Below are 16,940 nucleotides of genomic sequence, written 5' to 3'. Positions count from 1 at the left end.
CGTCGTGGGGTGCGCAGGCACCTCCCCACCGGCGCCCAATACCCTGGACGCGTGAGCACGGAGAAGGACCGCCCGGAGCAGGACCGGCATGAGATCGACGTCGATCCGTCGGTGACGCCCACCCAGATCAAGGTGGCCGGCGCGGTGACCACCGTGGAGGGCCTGATCGGCGTCGTGGTGGCGGCCATACTGGTGATCCGCGGTCTCGCCGGACACGAGGAGACGGCCATCAGCGGCTACGGCACCGCGGCCTGGTTCGCGATCATCGGCGGCGGTGTCCTGGCCGGTGGCGTCGCCCTGTGGACAGGGCGACGCTGGGGGCGGTCGATTGCGATGATCGCCCAGATCCTGTTGCTCCCGGTGGCGTACTACCTGTTCACCAGCGGCCTCGCGGTGTTCAGTGTGCCGCTGGCCCTTGCCGCCGTCGGGGTGCTGGTGATGCTGTTCAGTCCGGCCGCGATGCGGTGGCTCGCGGACGATCCCGGACCCGATCACTGACCTGCTCGCGGCCGCGGAATCGGGCATTCCGATCAGTTGACCCAGTTGTTACCCCGACGCTGACTCTTATTCCTCGACTCCGTACCGCCCGCCCGTACAGTAGGGCCCATGACGCGCATCCTCGCGATTGCCAATCAGAAGGGTGGGGTCGCCAAGACCACCACGGTCGAGTCCCTCGGAGCCGCCCTCGCCGACCTCGACGTGTCGGTGCTGGTCGTCGACCTCGATCCGCAGGGCTGTCTCACGTTCTCCCTCGGGCACGATCCCGATCAGCTGGAGTCGTCGGTGCACGATGTGCTCCTCGGCGACGAGGAGATCGCCGACGTGCTCCTCGACACCGAGGACAAGGTGACCCTGCTGCCCGCCACCATCGACCTGGCCGGCGCCGAGGCGCTGCTGCTGATGCGGCCGGGACGTGAGTACGCACTGAAGCGGGCACTCGCCGAGGTCGGGCAGGATTTCGACGTCATCATCGTCGACTGCCCGCCGTCGCTGGGCGTGCTCACGCTGAACGGCCTCACCGCCGCCGACGAGGTGATCGTGCCCCTGCAGTGCGAGACACTCGCCCATCGCGGCGTGGGGCAGTTGCTGCGCACGGTCCGCGAGGTCCAGCAGATCACCAACCCGAACCTGAAGATGCTGGGTGCGGTGGCGACGCTGTTCGACGCCCGGACCACGCACAGCCGCGACGTCCTCTCCGACGTCGCCGATCGCTACGACCTCCCGGTCCTGAGTCCACCGATCCCGCGCACGGTCCGGTTCGCGGAGGCCTCCGCCTCCGGAACATCGGTCATGCGTGGTCGAAAGAACAAGGGCGCCACCGCATATCGCGAACTCGCCGAGAACCTGTGGAAGCACTGGGATGCGGGCGAGGACGTGCGGACCGTCGACTTCTGAGGCGTCGGGCGGACGAGGTCAGGCCGGTCCGAAGGCCTCGACGGTTGTGCCGCGCTGTTCGACGACCGTGTCGCCGATGACCCGTAGGCTCACCACGCCGTCCGGTGCGGTGCTGCGGGCGAGTGGGATCGAACGGATCTCACGGCCGCCGGCGACGTCGCGCACGCTGATCCCCGACGCACTCGGCAGCAGGAGTTGCCCCGCCATCACCTGACCGGGGCCGAGCGTCGCCGGCACTTGGTAGATGGGCTTGAGGCTCTGCGCATCCAGCACCGCGGTGGCCTTGCCGGTCCAATACGTGACGATGCCGTTGCCCTCGATCGGGACGCTGCCCTTGGGCGGCACCGCGTCCCCGGCGACGGTGTTGGAACCGGTGGCCACGCCCTCGGAGTCGAAGCGGCGGATCGACGGTCCGCTGTCGCCGCCGAGCGCCGGCGGCTCGGCCGGACTCGCACCACCGTCGTAGACGGCGATACCCGTCGACGACATCGCGATCACCACCGGCGGAGGTCCGCTGACGTCACCGGTGATCAGCGTCGAACCGTACTGCTCGACGCGTTCGTCGTCGTCGAGGAGGGCGCCGAGCACGGTCAGCCGGTAGCCCGGGTCGTCGGCGCACCGTTCGACGACGGACATGCGGTCGCCGGTGATGGCCGAGGAGTAGAGGACGCAGTCCTTGCGCTTCGCCTCGTCCTCGGGGCGCACGGGCGCGTCCACGCGGCCGTACTCGATGCCGCGGACCAGGTTCGAACCCCACGTCTCCAGTCGTCCGGAACCCTGGGCGACCACGTACCCGTAGTCGCTGACGAGGCGTAGCTCGTCGTCGGCGTCACTGGTCCGCGAGCCCTTGCGGGCTCCGGTCTTCGCGTCGAGGGCGGTGACCTCCGAGCAGCCCCGCGAATTGCGATAGACGGCGAGCGCGAGGTCGCTGCTGGCGGTCCAGGCGGTGTCGACGACGCAGAGGTCGAGATCCCGGCGGTATGACCACAGTTCGGCCCCGGACGCCGGGTCGTGACCGATGACGGTGCCACCGTCGCCGGTCACGACCACCGAATCGGCGATCGCCGGGGCGACGGTGGCATCGGAGGAGGCCTGCCAGCGCGGCGCGAAGGCGGCCGGAACCGCCGCGGGCTGTTCGACCTCGGTCGGGGTGGACTGCGCCTGGACGCTGGTCGTCCCGCGGACCGGGCTCACCAGCCAGGCGATCAGCCCGGCGACGGCGACGAGCACGATGATGGTCGCGGTGACCGCGAGATCGATCGGCCGGCGCCGCTCCGGTTTGACGCGTGCCACGCGTGGGACTCGTGGTGGGTTACTCGGCTGCGGACTGAGCGGAGACCGGGGTCGCGTCGCCGGCGCCCGAACTCTCGCCCGCGGGCTTGCGGTTGGCGCCACCGCGACGGCGGCGACGGCGACGCGGCTTCGAGGCGCCGTCGCCGTTGTCCTCACCGGAGGTCTGGGTGTCGCTGCTTGCCGACTCGCCGCTCTCGGCCGTGTCGGCGGACTCCGCGGTGTTCTCGGTCTTCGCGGAGTCGCCGTTCTCGGAGCCCTGGCCGCCGCGGGTACGACGACGGGTGCGGGTCGACCGCTTGCGCGGCTCCCGGTCCTCACGCGTCTCGCGGGTCTCGTTCGGGTCGCGTGCGGGCTTGGCGGCCACGACGCGGCCGGTGGCCGACTCGGGGATCGACAGATCCTCACGCAGGTTCTCCGACGTCGAGTAGGTCTCCACCGGCTCGGGGATGCCGAGTCCGAGGGCCTTGTCGATGAGCTCCCAGCGGTGCAGCTCGTCCCAGTCGACGAGGGTCACGGCGATGCCGGTACGGCCCGCACGACCGGTACGGCCGATCCGGTGCACGTAGGTCTTGTCGTCCTCGGGGCACTGGTAGTTGATGACGTGGGTGACGTCGTCGATGTCGATGCCGCGGGCGGCGACGTCGGTGGCGACGAGGACGTCGATGGTGCCGTTCCGGAACCGGCCGAGTGCCTTCTCGCGGGCGACCTGACCGAGGTCACCGTGTACGGCGCCGACCTTGAACCCGCGCTCGGCGAGGTCGTCGGCGACCTTCTGTGCGGTGCGCTTGGTGCGGGTGAAGATCATCGTCGCGCCACGGCCGTCGGCCTGCAGGATGCGGGCCACGAGCTCGGCCTTGTCGAGGGCGTGCGCACGGTAGGCGTACTGCTTGGTGCGATCGTGCACCGCCGAGTCGTTGGCGTTCTCGGCCCGGATGTGGGTGGGCCGGTGCAGGAAGGTGCGGGCTAGGGTGACGATCGGGCCCGGCATGGTTGCCGAGAAGAGCATCGTCTGGCGCGGGGTCGGCAGCGCGGCCATGATGCGCTCGATGTCCGGGAGGAAGCCGAGGTCGAGCATCTCGTCGGCCTCGTCGAGGACGAGGATCGAGACCTTGCCGAGCACGAGGTGGCCCTGCTGGGCGAGATCGAGCAGGCGGCCCGGGGTGCCGACGACGACGTCGACGCCCGACTGAAGCTCGGCGATCTGCGCCTCGTAGGGGCGGCCACCGTAGATCGAGGTGATCTTCAGCATGCGGTTGGTGACAGTGTCCTTCGGCCCGCTCGCTCCGCTTCCGGCGCCGGGGGCAAGGGTGACGTCGGTGTTCTTGGCGGCGATCTCGAGGTCGCTGGTCACCTGCACGCAGAGCTCGCGGGTGGGCACGATGATCAGCGCGCGGGGGGTGTTGTCGAGGGGGCGGACACCCGAGGCCTCGGCGTTGGCGAGGCGGTGGAGCAGCGGGATGCCGAAGCCGTAGGTCTTGCCCATGCCGGTACGGGCCTGACCGATGAGGTCGTCCCCACCCATGGCGAGGGGGAGGGTCAGTTCCTGGATGGCGAACGTCTGGGTCTTGCCGTCCTCGGCGAGTGCCGAGACGATACGCTCGTCCACGCCGAGTTCGGCGAAGGTGGGGGCGGTGTGGGTTTCGTCGACGATGGTCGTCTGCACGGCCGAATCGCTCATGTGCGGTTGTTGCCTTTCTGGCCAGTTCTCTTGCGCGCGTGTGATTCCTGCGCGCACGAGGAAAAAGCTCGAAAGTGCGCGCGCAAATGTCGTGGTGGACCGGGGATTCGGCCGGGTCGTGAGACGAACTCTTCGATCCCGCGAGCTACTCGCTGTCTCGATCCCGCGAGAATCGCGAGGGGTCGTCGTCAGATCCAATCGGCCGCATCCACACGCTCGCGCCGGCGAGAACGCGACGATCGCGCAGCTCAGCGGGCAGGCGCCGGGGGGTCCCGTCGGAGTGCACCGTGGTCGAGTGTACTTGGTGCTTCCGGAGAGGCCGCTACCATCACCTCATGGCGCCTGTTTCCGAACCCTCCGACATCACCCCGGTTGCTGCGATCGAGACCCAGGACCGCGTGGTCGGGAAGCTGTTCGCGGTGCTGCTGGCCGGCGAGTTCGCCGCCTTCCATCGTCTCATCGAGGAGTCGGCGATGGCTCCCGACGTGTCCAGCAAGATCGCGATCGCGCGGATGGCCGCCTCCGAGGTCGGCCACTTCGACCGCCTCGCCGAACGGGTCGAGACGATGACGGGGCTCACCGCCGCCGAGGCCGTTGACCGCTACCGGTCGGTCTTCGACCAGTACCACCGGGCCACCACCCCGAAAACCTGGTACGAGGCGCTGGTCAAGGCCTACGTCGGTGACGGTCTGGCCTCCGATTTCTACGTCGAGCTGTCCGACATGCTCCCGCCCGACTCGCGCACCGTGATGGCCGAGGTGATGGCGGAGACCGCCAACTCGGCATTCGCCCGCGAGCAGGTCCGGGCGGCTGTCGAGGCCGATCCGTCGATCAAGTCCGCGCTGGTCCTGTGGGGTCGTCGTCTACTGGGTGAGGCCATCACCCACGCACAGTGGGTACTGGCCGCAGAGGAGGAGGTCACCGACCTGCTGTTCTCCGGGGGCTCCTCGCTGTCGGGGGTCGCCCACTTCTTCGACGCGGTCGCGGCCAAACACGCCGAGCGCATGGCCGATCTCGGACTCGACTGACCACCTGTTCGTGCCCGTCGCTTTTCGCTGTCAGCGGAGCGGCTGTCCGGTCCCCTGACCGCTGGACTAGCCTTGTGCGGCAAGCGTTGTTGACACCGGAGGAGGGCGGCACATGGCCGTGGAAGTGAAGATCGGCATCACCGACAGCCCGCGTGAGCTGACCATCGCGACGTCGCTGACCAGCGACAAGGCCTACGCCGAAGTCGAGGCGGCGCTCGGCGGCAAGCAGCAACTGCTGGCCCTGGTGGACGAGAAGGGCGCCCGTTACCTGATCCCGGTCACCAAGATCGCCTACGTCGAGGTCGGGGCGTCGGAGAACCGTCGCGTCGGATTCGGTTCCTGACGCGGGACACAGACCAACGAACAAGGGTCCGGCGCGCCCGCCGCGAGTGATCGCGAGGTGCGCGCCGGACCCTTGTCGTATGTCTGGCGCTCTTGGTCCGGTTATCAGGCCGGCCCGGAGTCGGTGTCCTCCGCCGTCGTCTCCGCGGCGGTCTGCGGTGCGGCCTGGCGCGGGAAGTGGGACAGACCGCCCCAGAGCAGCGCGACGGTGGTGTCGACGGCCGTCTGCTTGTCCACGGGACGCTTGGCCTCGAGCCAGTATCGCGCGTTGACCTGGCTGGCCCCGACGAGCCCGGAAGCGAGCATCCGGGAGCGGTACGGATCGAGACCGGAGTCGTGCATGACCAGGCCGTATACCGCGTCCACGCAGGCCTCGGTGGCACCTTCGACGCGACGGATGACCGCGGGGTCGGAGGCGTCGGAGGAGAAGATCAGCCGGTAGCCGGAGTTGTCCTGATCGATGAAGTCGAAGAAGGCCTCGACGGCGGCACGGACGCGCTTCCGGTTGTCGGTGGTGGTGCGCAGGGCGGTGTTCACATCGCTGACCAGCTTCTCGGCGTGAGAGTCGACGACCGCGATGTAGAGGTCCAGCTTCGACGGGAAATGCTGGTACAGGACGGGTTTGCTCACTCCCGCGTGCACGGCGATCTCGTCCATCCCCGCGGCGTGGTAGCCGCGTTCGACGAAGATCTCACTGGCCGCATCGAGCAACTGCATGCGCCGTGCGCTGCGAGGCAGGCGCGTACTGCGTCCGGGAACCGAGGACGCGTTGGTTGCGGTCGACATGGCGAAGATCGTACTCGGGAGACCTTCCTGCGGAGTATCTGCGGTCCGCTGTGAGAAAGTTGTCCCGTGAGCCGCACAGAGGATGGTGGCGCCGGCCTGGATCAGGGACCGGTGCGCACCAAGGATGTCGGCCCGAGATCGTCGGGACGCCCCAAGCCGGACCAGCCGCTTCGGGCGCGCTGGGACCCGACCGATGACAGCGGCCGTCCCCGCGTCGACCGCGAGGCACAGCCCGAGTACAAGAAGCAGTCGGCGCTCGGCCGCTTCGTCTCGACCTACGGCTGGCGCGCCTACGCCATCCCGGTCCTCACAGTTCTCACGATCGTGCTGATCGTGGTGACCATCCAGGACGGGCGTGGTTCCGATCTGGCCCCGACCGCCGCGGTCAACCCGGACTCCGCTGCCCGAAACACCGACATCAGCACCGAGACCCGCCCGATCGGTGCGCCGACCGGCGACATCCAGGCCGCCGCGCTGCCGGCCGGCACCCTGCCGCAGGGCGGACCGTTCACCACGCAGGGCCGCCAGACCTTCCGGGTGCTGCGCGGTGCGGGACCGAAGGTCGGCACCGGCGGCCAGGAGTACACCTACACCGTCGAGGTGGAGAACGGCCTGAACCCGCAGGACTACGGCGGCGATCCGACCTTCGCGAAGATGGTCGACATGACGCTGGCCAATCCGCGCAGCTGGATCGGCGACGGGCGCGTGAGCTTCCGGCGCATCGACCGCGGTGAGCCGGACCTGCGTATCACCCTGGTCTCCACCGGCACGACCCGCGAACTGTGCGGGTACCAGATCAGGCTGGAGACCTCCTGCTACTACCCGCCGCAGGAGCGCGTGACCCTCAACGAGGCCCGCTGGGTGCGCGGGGCGCTGTCCTATCAGGGGGACGACATCGCCTACCGCCAGTACCTGGTCAATCACGAGGTCGGACACGGGCTCGGCTACGCATCGCATGAGCCGTGCCGCGAAGACGGTGCGCTCGCTCCGGTGATGATGCAACAGTCTTTCGGCACCGCGAACTCCGAGATCATGGCGCTGGATCCGGACATGAAGGCCAATCGCACCTTCGTCTGCCGCCCGAATCCCTGGCCTTTCCCCAAGCGTTAGTCGCGGGAATGAGCGCGCCACTCCGGTGGTTGTGCCAAGAGTCCGTGTACTCGCCGAATACTGGAGGCGTTCGTGTCGTCGCAAGGGTCGCTCACCGGGTCACTGCCACCCCTCGTGGAGCCGGCAGCTGAACTGAGCAATGAAGAGGTGGCCCGCTACAGCCGCCACCTGATCATCCCGGATGTCGGGATGGACGGTCAGAAGCGTCTGAAGAATGCGAAGGTGCTCGTCATCGGCGCCGGCGGACTCGGTTCGCCGACGCTTCTGTACCTCGCCGCGGCGGGTATCGGCACCATCGGCATCGTCGAGTTCGACATCGTCGACGAGTCCAATCTGCAGCGCCAGGTCATCCACGGCCAGTCCGACATCGGGCGCCCGAAGGCCGAGAGCGCGCGGGATTCGATCCTCGAGATCAATCCGTACGTCACGGTGAACATCCACGATCAGCGACTCGAACCCGAGGGCGCGATCGAGTTGTTCTCGCAGTACGACCTCATCCTCGACGGCACCGACAACTTCGCGACCCGCTATCTGGTCAACGACGCCGCGGTGCTCGCGCACAAGCCGTACGTCTGGGGATCGATCTACCGCTTCGAGGGTCAGGCGTCGGTGTTCTGGGAGGACGCCCCCGACGGTCGAGGCATCAACTACCGCGACCTCTACCCACAGGCCCCGCCGCCCGGGATGGTGCCGTCGTGCGCCGAGGGCGGTGTCCTCGGCATCCTGTGCGCCTCGATCGGCTCGATCATGGGCACCGAGGCCATCAAACTCATCTGCGGTATCGGTGAACCGCTGCTCGGCCGCCTCATGGTCTACGACGCCCTTGACATGACCTACCGGACCATCAAGATCCGCAAGGACCCGGAAGGCGAGCGCATCGCCGGCCTCATCGACTACGACGACTTCTGCGGTGTGGTCTCCAGCGAGGCCTCCGACGCCGCAGCCGGGTCGACGCTCACCGCCGTCGAGCTCAAGCAGAAGATCGACGCGGGGGAGAAGCTGGCGATCATCGACGTGCGCGAGCCGGTCGAGTGGGACATCGTGCGGATCGAGGGTGCGACCCTCATCCCCAAGGGCGAGATCCTCTCCGGCGAGGGCCTGGCGAAGGTTCCGCAGGACCGTCCGACCGTTCTCTACTGCAAGACCGGCATCCGGTCGGCCGAGGCGCTCGCCGCACTCAAGCGAGCCGGTTTCGCCGACGCCACCCACCTGCAGGGTGGGGTCACCGCCTGGGCCAACCAGGTCGACAAGACGCTGCCGGTCTACTGAACGCCTTCTCGCCGTGTGGGAGGGCGGGCATCCGTTCCCGGATGCTCCCACCGCGTGCCTTCTCGAATCGGTCACCTGCGCTCGGTAATCTGACCTGGTGAATACCGTCGAGCCGCCCGAACACGTGCTGAACACGTTCGGGCTCACCTCCCATCCGCCCGTCGCCATGGGCGAATCATGGATCGGTGGCTGGCGCGTCGGTGAGGTCGTGCTGTCGCTCGTGCCCGACCACGCACGCGCCGCCTGGTCGGCCGCCGTCCGCGAGACGCTCTATGTCGAGGGCATGCGGATCGCACGCCCGTTCCGTGCCACCGACGGCCGCTACGTCGTCTCGGGTTGGCGTGCCGACACCTACATCGCCGGGACACCCGAACCGCGCCACGACGAGGTCGTCCTCGTCGCCGACCGTCTGCACGAGGCGACCGCGTCTCTCGAACGTCCGCGCTTCCTGCTGCAACCGCCCGCGCCGCCGCACACCGACGTCGACGTCTTCACCGCCGCCGACCGCGCCGCGTGGGAAGAGGTCCCGTTGCGCTCGGCGCGTGCCGCGGGCATGGCCGAGCCGACGGCGCCGGACGGCGTGCAGAGCGTCGAGATGCTGAGGACCCTTGCGAAGCTCCGCAAGCCGGTGGAGCTGCCGTCTCAGGTCGTGCACGGCGACCTGTTCGGCACCGTGCTCTTCGCCGGAGCCGCGGCTCCGGGCATCACCGACATCGTCCCGTACTGGCGGCCTGCCTCGTGGGCGGCCGCGGTGGCGGTGGTCGACGCCCTGGCCTGGGGTGGCGCCGACACCGAACTCGTCCAGCGATGGTCCGATCAGCCGGAGTGGCCGCAGATGATGCTGCGGGCGACGATGTTCCGCCTGGCCGTCCACGCCCTGCACCCGCGCTCGACCGCCGGCGCACTGCCCGGGTTGCAGCGGGTCGTCGAGCTGGTACGTTTGCTCGTATAACCGCAGCTCACAGCCCCGATCGAGGTTTGTCGGAGTTCTCACACGGCCTTCGTGCCGAAGTGAGAACAACGTGACGGTCCGGTCACCTCGCGGAAAATCCGCGCAACACGTCCCCGGGATGCTTGGTCTCAGTCGCACGACATCGGTGTCGGCGTCCGATATGACGGCTCACTGTCGTGTCGAGAAGACAGCCCGCACTGCTCGTGCAGTGACCACCAAGCATCGGAAGACGGGGCAGCATGGCATTCGCAGACCTCAGAGCGCAGCTCAAGCGTGACCACACCATCACCGACTGGGACCCGGAGGACCGGGTCGCCTGGGAGAACGGCAATGCCGCGATCGCCAAGCGAAACCTCGTGTGGTCGGTGATCTGCGAGCACGTCGGTTTCTCCATCTGGTCGCTGTTCTCGGTGATGGCCCTGTTCATGGGCCCCGAGTACGGCATCAGCATGGATCAGAAGTTCGTCATCGCCGCGACCGCGACCCTCGTCGGCTCGTGCCTGCGCATCCCGTACACCCAGGCCACCGCGAGATTCGGCGGACGCAACTGGGCGATCTTCTCCGCCATCGTGCTGCTCGTCCCGACGGGCCTGACGATGATGCTGATGATGAACCCGGGCGAATTCGGGTTCGGCTGGTTCCTCGCGGTTGCGGCCATCACCGGCTTCGGCGGCGGCAACTTCGCCTCCTCGATGACCAACATCAACGCCTTCTACCCGCAGCGCCTCAAGGGTTGGGCGCTCGGCCTCAACGCGGGCGGCGGCAACATCGGCGTCCCGGTCGTCCAGGTCATCGGACTGCTGGTCATCTGGCTCTTCGCCGACCAGCCCGAGATCGTCTGCGCGATCTACCTCGTGGCACTTGCGGTCGCGGGTGTCGGCGCGGCGATCTACATGGACAACCTCGACCATCAGACCGCCAGCGGCAAGGCGATGATCGACTGCCTGAAGTACCACGACACCTGGCTCATCTGCCTGCTCTACATCGGCACCTTCGGCTCGTTCATCGGTTTCGGCTTCGCGTTCAGCCAGGTCCTCAACATCAGCTTCACCTCCGCCGGCGCCTCCAAGCCCGCCCTCGCGGCAGCGCAGATCGCCTGGATCGGACCGCTTCTCGGCTCGCTGGCCCGCCCCTACGGCGGCAAGCTCGCCGACCGTATCGGTGGCGGCAAGGTCACGCTGTACTGCTTCATCGCGATGGCCGCATCTGCCTCGATCCTCGTGATCGCCGGCATGTCGGCCGACGCCAACGGCAAGGTGATCAGCGGCGGTGTCCTCGCGGCCTTCATCACCGGCTTCATCCTGCTGTTCCTGATCTCCGGGATCGCCAACGGTTCGGTGTACAAGATCATCCCGACGATCTGGGAACACAAGGCGCAGACGCTGACGGGGCTCAACGCCTTCGGCAAGTCCACCTGGTCGCGCAGCATGTCCGGCGCACTCATCGGCATCGCCGGTGCGGCGGGTGGCCTCGGCGGTGTCGGCATCAACCTGGTGCTGCGGTCCAGCTACAAGTCCAATCAGTCGGCGACGCAGGCCTTCTGGGGTGTTCCTCACCTTCTACGTGGTGGCCGCGGTGGTCACCTGGTGGTTCTACGCACGACGCCCGATCGTCGTCGGCGAGACCACCGATCTGCCGGTCGCGGAGACCGCCGGCACCACCGATGGCACCGGTGAGCCGGCCACCAGGGAAGCACTGGCCTGAATTCGCCCGCGGCATAACTCGACCACCAGGCAATGCACAGGGAGTAGACAATGAGCAGCAGGACCAGCACCGGCCGAAACACCGTCGTCGTAGTGGGTCACGGCATGGTCGGCCACCGCTTCGTGCAGGAGATGCGCAAGCGTGACACCGACAACCGGTGGCGCGTCGAGATCGTCTCCGAGGAGCGCGATCCGGCCTACGACCGGGTGGGTCTGTCCTCCTACGTCGGTGCATGGCAGCGTGATTCGCTCGCGCTGGACGGCAACACCTACGACGGTGACGATCTCGTCGTCACGCATCTGGGGTGAGTCCGTCACCGGGATCGACCGCGCGCGGCGACGTGTGGTCACCTCCGGTGGTCGCGAGATCGCCTACGACGCACTCGTTCTCGCGACGGGCTCCTACGCTTTCGTGCCGCCGGTGCCGGGGCACGACAACTCCAAGTGCTTCGTCTACCGCACGCTCGACGATCTCGACGACATCCGGGCGGCCGCCGACGCGGCCGGCCCGAGGGCGACGGGCGTCGTGGTCGGTGGCGGCCTGCTCGGGCTCGAGGCGGCCAACGCGCTCAAGCTGATGGGCCTCAAGCCGCATGTGGTCGAATTCGCACCGCGGCTGATGCCGATGCAGGTCGACGCCGGCGGCGGCGCGATCCTGAAGAACCTCGTCACCGACCTCGGCCTCGAGGTCCACATCGGTGTCGGCACCTCGGAGATCGCCGACGCGGAGAACGGCGGCCTGCGCGTCACGCTCTCCGACGAGTCGCTGATCGATGCCTCGCTGGTCGTCTTCTCGGCCGGCGTCCGGCCCCGGGATCAGCTCGCCCGCGACGCGGGCCTCGCGGTCGCCGAGCGCGGGGGTGTCCTCGTCGACACGAACTGCGTCACCGACGACGAGCACATTTTCGCCATCGGTGAGGTCGCCGCGGTCGAGGGCCGTTGCTACGGACTCGTCGCCCCCGGCTATTCGACCGCCGAGGTCGTCGCCGATCGCCTGCTCGGCGGCTCGTCGACCTTCCCCGGCGCCGACATGTCGACCAAACTCAAGCTACTGGGCGTCGACGTCGCCAGCTTCGGCGACGCGTTCGCGACCACGGAGAACGCCCTCGAGATCACCTACCACGACGCGGTCGCCGGCAAGTACGCGAAGATCGTCGTCAGCGACGACGCGAAGACCCTGCTCGGCGGCATCCTGGTCGGCGACGCGTCGGCCTACGCGCTGCTCAAGCCGATGGTGGGTCGCGAGATCCCCGGCGACCCAGCGGCACTGATCGCCCCGGAAGGCGGCACCGGCGTCGGTATGGACGCGCTGCCCGACGACGCCGAGATCTGCTCCTGCAACGGGGTGTCGAAGGGTTCGATCTGCGCGGCCATCGCCGATGGCGCCTGCGACATCGCCGCGGTCAAGGGCTGTACCTCGGCCGGCACCACCTGCGGCGGTTGCCTCCCGAGCATCAAGCAGCTCCTGTCGGCGTCTGGCGTCGAGCTCAGCAAGTCGCTGTGCGACCACTTCGCCCAGTCGCGCGCCGAGTTGTTCGAGATCGTCGCCGTCACCGGCATCCGGACCTTCTCCGAACTCATCGACCGCTACGGCACCGGCCAGGGCTGCGAGATCTGCAAGCCGACCGTCGCCTCGATCCTCGCCTCCACCTCGAGCGATCACATCCTCGACGGCGAGCAGGCCGGACTGCAGGACACCAACGACCACTTCCTCGCGAACATGCAGAAGAACGGCTCGTACTCGGTGGTGCCCCGTATGCCGGGCGGCGAGGTCACCCCCGAGCAGCTCATCGTCATCGGTGAGATCGCCCGCGATTACGGGTTGTACACCAAGATCACCGGTGGCCAGCGCATCGACCTGTTCGGTGCCCGCGTAGACCAGCTGCCCGAGATCTGGCGGCGCCTCGTCGACGCCGGGATGGAGTCCGGGCACGCCTACGGCAAGAGTCTCCGCACGGTGAAGAGCTGCGTCGGATCCACCTGGTGCCGGTACGGCGTGCAGGACTCGGTCGGCATGGCGGTCTTCCTGGAGAAGCGTTACCGGGGGCTGCGCTCGCCGCACAAGATCAAGTTCGGGGTTTCGGGATGCGCCCGCGAATGCGCGGAGGCCCGCGGCAAGGACGTCGGCGTCATCGCCACCGAGAACGGCTGGAACCTCTATGTCGGCGGCAACGGCGGTCAGAGCCCCAAGCATGCCCAGCTGCTGGCGAGCGGAGTGGATGACGACACTCTGGTCGCCTACATTGATCGGTACCTCATGTTCTACATCCGTACCGCCGATCGGCTGCAGCGCACCGCGCCGTGGCTGGAGTCCCTCGAAGGCGGACTGGACCATCTCAAGGCGGTCGTCTGCGACGACAGCCTGGGACTCGCCGCCGAACTCGAGGACGCCATGGCCCGGCACGTCGCCGGATACACCGACGAATGGGCGGCGGTGCTCGACGACGAGGACAAGTTGAAGAGGTTCGTGTCGTTCGTGAACGCACCCGACGTGGTCGACCCGACCATCCGGTTCGCCGAGTACGAACGTAAGGTGCCGGTGCTGCTCGACATGCCGCAGGTGCGTCCGGGAGCAGACGCGAACACCGGGTCGGTTGTGACCGCAGCGCCGGTGAAGGAAGGAGTGCCGACATGACCATCGCACCAGACGAGACGGGACAGCGGTCCGGAGCCGACGGGTCGGGGGCGGTCGAGGGAGCCTGGGCGCGGGCGTGCCCGATCGACGACCTGACCGTCGGACGCGGAGTCGCGGTCCTCGGACCGCGCGGTGAGCAGGCGGCGCTGTTCCGGCTGCCCGCGGCAGAGACCGACCGTGAGGCGGCGCCCGGCCGCTCCCGCCTGTACGCCATCGGCAACATCGACCCGTTCGGCCGCGCCGCGGTGCTCTCACGCGGACTCACCGGTGACCGCGCCGGCGAGCCGACGGTGGCCTCGCCGCTGGGCAAGCAGGTCTTCGCCCTGCGGACGGGTGTGTGCCTGGACGATGAGTCGGTCTCTGTGCCGAGTTACGGCGTACGCGTCGTCGAGCGGATCGTCGAGGTGTTCTTTCCCGCGTGAACGCCATCAATCTTCCCGGTGACCCGACCGACCCAGACCCGTTGCCCCCAGACGCGTTGCCCCCAGACGCGTTGCCCCCAGACGCGTTGCCCACCGACCCGTTGCCACTCACCGGATTCACCATCGGCATCACCGCGGCGCGTCGTGCCGAGGAGTTCGCCGCGCTGCTCGAACGACGCGGTGCTCGGGTCGTGCAGGCGCCGACCATCCGCATCCTGCCGCTCGTCGACGACACCGAGCTCGAGCGGGTCACCGAGGAGATCATCGCCTCGCCGCCGCAGATCATGGTGGCGACCACCGGAATCGGATTCCGCGGCTGGATCGAGGCGGCCGACGGCTGGGGCAACGCCGAGGACGTGCTGCGTTCGCTGGCCGAGAGCCGGCTGATCGCGCGCGGCCCCAAGGCGAAGGGCGCGATCCGCGCCGCGGGCCTGCGGGAGGAGTGGTCGCCGGAGAGTGAATCCTCCTCGGAGGTGCTCGATCACCTGCTCGCGGAGGGGGTGGAGGGTGTGCGAATCGCGGTACAGCTCCACGGTGCGACGAGCGAGTGGGAACCGCTGCCGGACTTCTGCACCGTCCTGCGTGCCGCGGGCGCCGAGGTCGTCCCGATCCCGGTCTACCGCTGGAACATGCACCCGGACGTGGCGCGCATCGACAAGATGATCGCCCAGGTGCTGCGCGGCGATCTCGACGCGATCACCTTCACCAGCGCGCCGGCCGCGGCGTCGATCCTCACCCGCGCCAAGGAGCTAGGGAAGCTGCAGCAGTTCGTGCACGCACTGCGCACCTCGGTCCCGGTGATGTGCGTGGGATCGGTGACCGCCAGTCCGCTGGAGGCGCTGCAGATCCCGACGACGTATCCGCGCCGGTTCCGGCTCGGGGCGCTCGCGCGCCTGATCACCGACGAACTACCGCGCCGCACCCACGTGCTGCGGGTCGCCGGACACGACACCGCGATCCGCGGGCAGGCCGTCGTCGTCGACGGCGAGCTGAAGGATCTGTCGGCGACGGGCCTCCTGCTGCTGAAACTGCTTGCGCGCAATCCCGGTCGGGTGGTGTCGCGGCAGGAGATGCTGGCGGTGCTGCCCGGCGACAGCTCCGACACCCACGCCGTCGAGGTCGCGGTCGCGCGACTCCGTGCGGCGCTAGGGGATTCGAAGATGGTACAGACCGTCGTCAAACGCGGTTACCGCCTGGCCGTCGATCTCGAGTACGACGCCGAAGACGAATGACTGCCGAAGACGATGACCAGGTCCAGGGGAGAACACATGCGACACAACCACGTTCGGCTCCCGCACGGCGACCGCCTGCGTGACGTCAGTCCTGTGCTGGTCGCGCACGGCACCCGTAACCCGCACGGCGTCACCGTGATCGCCGAGATCGCCGAGGCCGTCAGCGCACGGATCGGGCTCACCCGCACCGCCTTCGTCGACGTGCTCGGGCCGACTCCCGGTGAGGTGATCGCCGACCTCGACAAACCCGCGGTCCTGGTGCCGGCGTTTCTCGCGTCGGGTTACCACGTCCGCAAGGACATCCCCGAACACGTCGCGCTCGCCGGGCGGTCCGACACGGTCGTGACCCGAGCGCTCGGCCCCGACCCGGCGATCGCGGCGGTCGCCCGCCTGCGGCTCGCCGAGGCCGGCTGGGAGCCGGGCGACGCGGTGGTCCTGGCTGCCGCCGGATCGTCGGATTCCAGTGCCTGCGGACAGGTGTATCTGGCTGCACGGCAACTGGAATCGCTGATCGGCGGCCGCGTGGAGGTCGGGTTCGTCACCACTGCGCAACCGTCGGTGCCGGAGGCGATCGAGAAGGCACGCCGTACCGGACGCCGCGTCGTGGTCGCGAGTTACCTGCTCGCACCGGGACTCTTCCATCAGCGTCTGGAGACCTACGGTGCCGACGCCGTCGCCGCGCCCCTCGGGCCCGACCCGCGCATCGTCGACCTCATCGTCACGCGTATGCGTGCCGCGATCAGTCCGTACCGACGTACGCCGGTGCCGCGGTTGGTCTGAGCTGTCGGTTCAGGGAATCGACCACCGGCACTCGCGCAACCGGATCCGTCCCTCGGAGATCGGGACCCCCTCCGCCGCAAGCCGTTCGAGCTGACGGTTCGCGAGATGCCGGGCGGGACGACCGCTCGCGGGGACGACCCGATGCCACGGCAGGTCGGCGGTGTCGGTGCGCATGATCCAGCCGACGATCCGGGCGCTGGACAGTCCGGCCGCGCCGGCCAGGTCGCCATAGGTGCTCACCTGGCCGACCGGGATCGCCGCGACCAGGGCGCGGACGGTTTCGACCTGCTCCTCGGTGATCGCAGCCATCGGGGC

Annotated in this window: 14 protein-coding genes and 2 pseudogenes; 12 read left to right on the top strand and 4 right to left on the bottom strand. The window is 68.6% G+C overall.

The genetic code is table 11. From position 1 onward, the window contains the following. Nucleotides 1–51 precede the first annotated feature (51 nt). Nucleotides 52–498 carry a hypothetical protein gene (locus RVF83_RS00140; protein WP_039879984.1) on the top strand — a complete coding sequence of 149 codons (447 nt, stop codon included), beginning with the start codon at nucleotides 52–54 and terminating at the stop codon, nucleotides 496–498. Between the two features lie 108 nt (nucleotides 499–606). Then, nucleotides 607–1,395, top strand: a complete 789-nt coding sequence (locus RVF83_RS00135) for a ParA family protein (protein ID WP_005195209.1) — start codon at nucleotides 607–609, stop codon at nucleotides 1,393–1,395. Between the two features lie 18 nt (nucleotides 1,396–1,413). On the opposite strand, the gene RVF83_RS00130 is transcribed toward RVF83_RS00135, so the two are convergent. Both RVF83_RS00130 and RVF83_RS00125 read right to left on the bottom strand, forming a co-directional pair. After that, nucleotides 1,414–2,688, bottom strand: a complete 1,275-nt coding sequence (locus RVF83_RS00130) for a hypothetical protein (RefSeq protein ID WP_005195207.1) — start codon at nucleotides 2,686–2,688, stop codon at nucleotides 1,414–1,416. 19 nt (nucleotides 2,689–2,707) lie between these two features. Then, a complete protein-coding gene (locus tag RVF83_RS00125; protein WP_119032962.1) occupies nucleotides 2,708–4,366 on the bottom strand; it encodes a DEAD/DEAH box helicase in 1,659 nt (552 codons plus the stop codon). Nucleotides 4,367–4,701: 335 nt separating this feature from the next. On the opposite strand from RVF83_RS00125, the gene RVF83_RS00120 reads away from it, so the two are divergent. Continuing rightward, nucleotides 4,702–5,394: a ferritin-like fold-containing protein gene (locus RVF83_RS00120; protein WP_005197053.1), complete on the top strand. Its 693-nt coding sequence runs from the start codon at nucleotides 4,702–4,704 to the stop codon at nucleotides 5,392–5,394. A gap of 112 nt (nucleotides 5,395–5,506) precedes the next feature. Then, nucleotides 5,507–5,737, top strand: coding sequence for a DUF3107 domain-containing protein (locus tag RVF83_RS00115; RefSeq protein ID WP_005197051.1), 231 nt, complete (start codon nucleotides 5,507–5,509; stop codon nucleotides 5,735–5,737). A 104-nt stretch (nucleotides 5,738–5,841) separates the two neighbouring features. On the opposite strand, the gene RVF83_RS00110 is transcribed toward RVF83_RS00115, so the two are convergent. Then, a complete protein-coding gene (locus tag RVF83_RS00110; RefSeq protein WP_039880238.1) occupies nucleotides 5,842–6,522 on the bottom strand; it encodes a TetR/AcrR family transcriptional regulator in 681 nt (226 codons plus the stop codon). Nucleotides 6,523–6,588: 66 nt separating this feature from the next. Between RVF83_RS00110 and RVF83_RS00105 the strand changes: the two genes are divergently transcribed. From RVF83_RS00105 to RVF83_RS00070, 8 genes and pseudogenes are all read left to right on the top strand, one after another. Beyond that, on the top strand, nucleotides 6,589–7,632 hold the full coding sequence (locus tag RVF83_RS00105) for a DUF3152 domain-containing protein (RefSeq protein WP_005197048.1): 1,044 nt from the start codon (nucleotides 6,589–6,591) through the stop codon (nucleotides 7,630–7,632). A gap of 72 nt (nucleotides 7,633–7,704) precedes the next feature. Beyond that, nucleotides 7,705–8,901: an adenylyltransferase/sulfurtransferase MoeZ gene (gene moeZ / locus RVF83_RS00100; protein ID WP_005197046.1), complete on the top strand. Its 1,197-nt coding sequence runs from the start codon at nucleotides 7,705–7,707 to the stop codon at nucleotides 8,899–8,901. Between the two features lie 97 nt (nucleotides 8,902–8,998). Next, nucleotides 8,999–9,853, top strand: coding sequence for a TIGR02569 family protein (locus tag RVF83_RS00095; protein WP_005197044.1), 855 nt, complete (start codon nucleotides 8,999–9,001; stop codon nucleotides 9,851–9,853). 239 nt (nucleotides 9,854–10,092) lie between these two features. After that, nucleotides 10,093–11,557, top strand: a pseudogene (locus RVF83_RS00090) (MFS transporter). A gap of 50 nt (nucleotides 11,558–11,607) precedes the next feature. Beyond that, a pseudogene (gene nirB, locus RVF83_RS00085) lies at nucleotides 11,608–14,191 on the top strand (nitrite reductase large subunit NirB). Beyond that, nucleotides 14,188–14,613 (top strand): nitrite reductase (NAD(P)H) small subunit, encoded by a 426-nt coding sequence (locus RVF83_RS00080; RefSeq protein ID WP_005197040.1) that lies wholly within the window; start codon nucleotides 14,188–14,190, stop codon nucleotides 14,611–14,613. The pseudogene nirB and the gene RVF83_RS00080 overlap by 4 nt, the downstream one beginning before the upstream one ends. A 41-nt stretch (nucleotides 14,614–14,654) precedes the next feature. Next, entirely contained in the window at nucleotides 14,655–15,845 is a 1,191-nt protein-coding gene (locus tag RVF83_RS00075) for a uroporphyrinogen-III synthase (protein WP_085950787.1), read from the top strand. 36 nt (nucleotides 15,846–15,881) lie between these two features. Then, on the top strand, nucleotides 15,882–16,625 hold the full coding sequence (locus RVF83_RS00070) for a sirohydrochlorin chelatase (RefSeq protein ID WP_005197035.1): 744 nt from the start codon (nucleotides 15,882–15,884) through the stop codon (nucleotides 16,623–16,625). A gap of 9 nt (nucleotides 16,626–16,634) precedes the next feature. On the opposite strand, the gene RVF83_RS00065 is transcribed toward RVF83_RS00070, so the two are convergent. After that, nucleotides 16,635–16,934, bottom strand: coding sequence for an MGMT family protein (locus RVF83_RS00065; protein ID WP_005197033.1), 300 nt, complete (start codon nucleotides 16,932–16,934; stop codon nucleotides 16,635–16,637). Nucleotides 16,935–16,940: the final 6 nt, after the last annotated feature.

The organism is Gordonia rubripertincta, from assembly GCF_038024875.1.
GTDB lineage: Bacteria > Actinomycetota > Actinomycetes > Mycobacteriales > Mycobacteriaceae > Gordonia > Gordonia rubripertincta.
The sequence above is the reverse complement of the archived record's forward strand: the minus strand, read 5'-3'. Positions and strand labels throughout refer to the sequence as shown.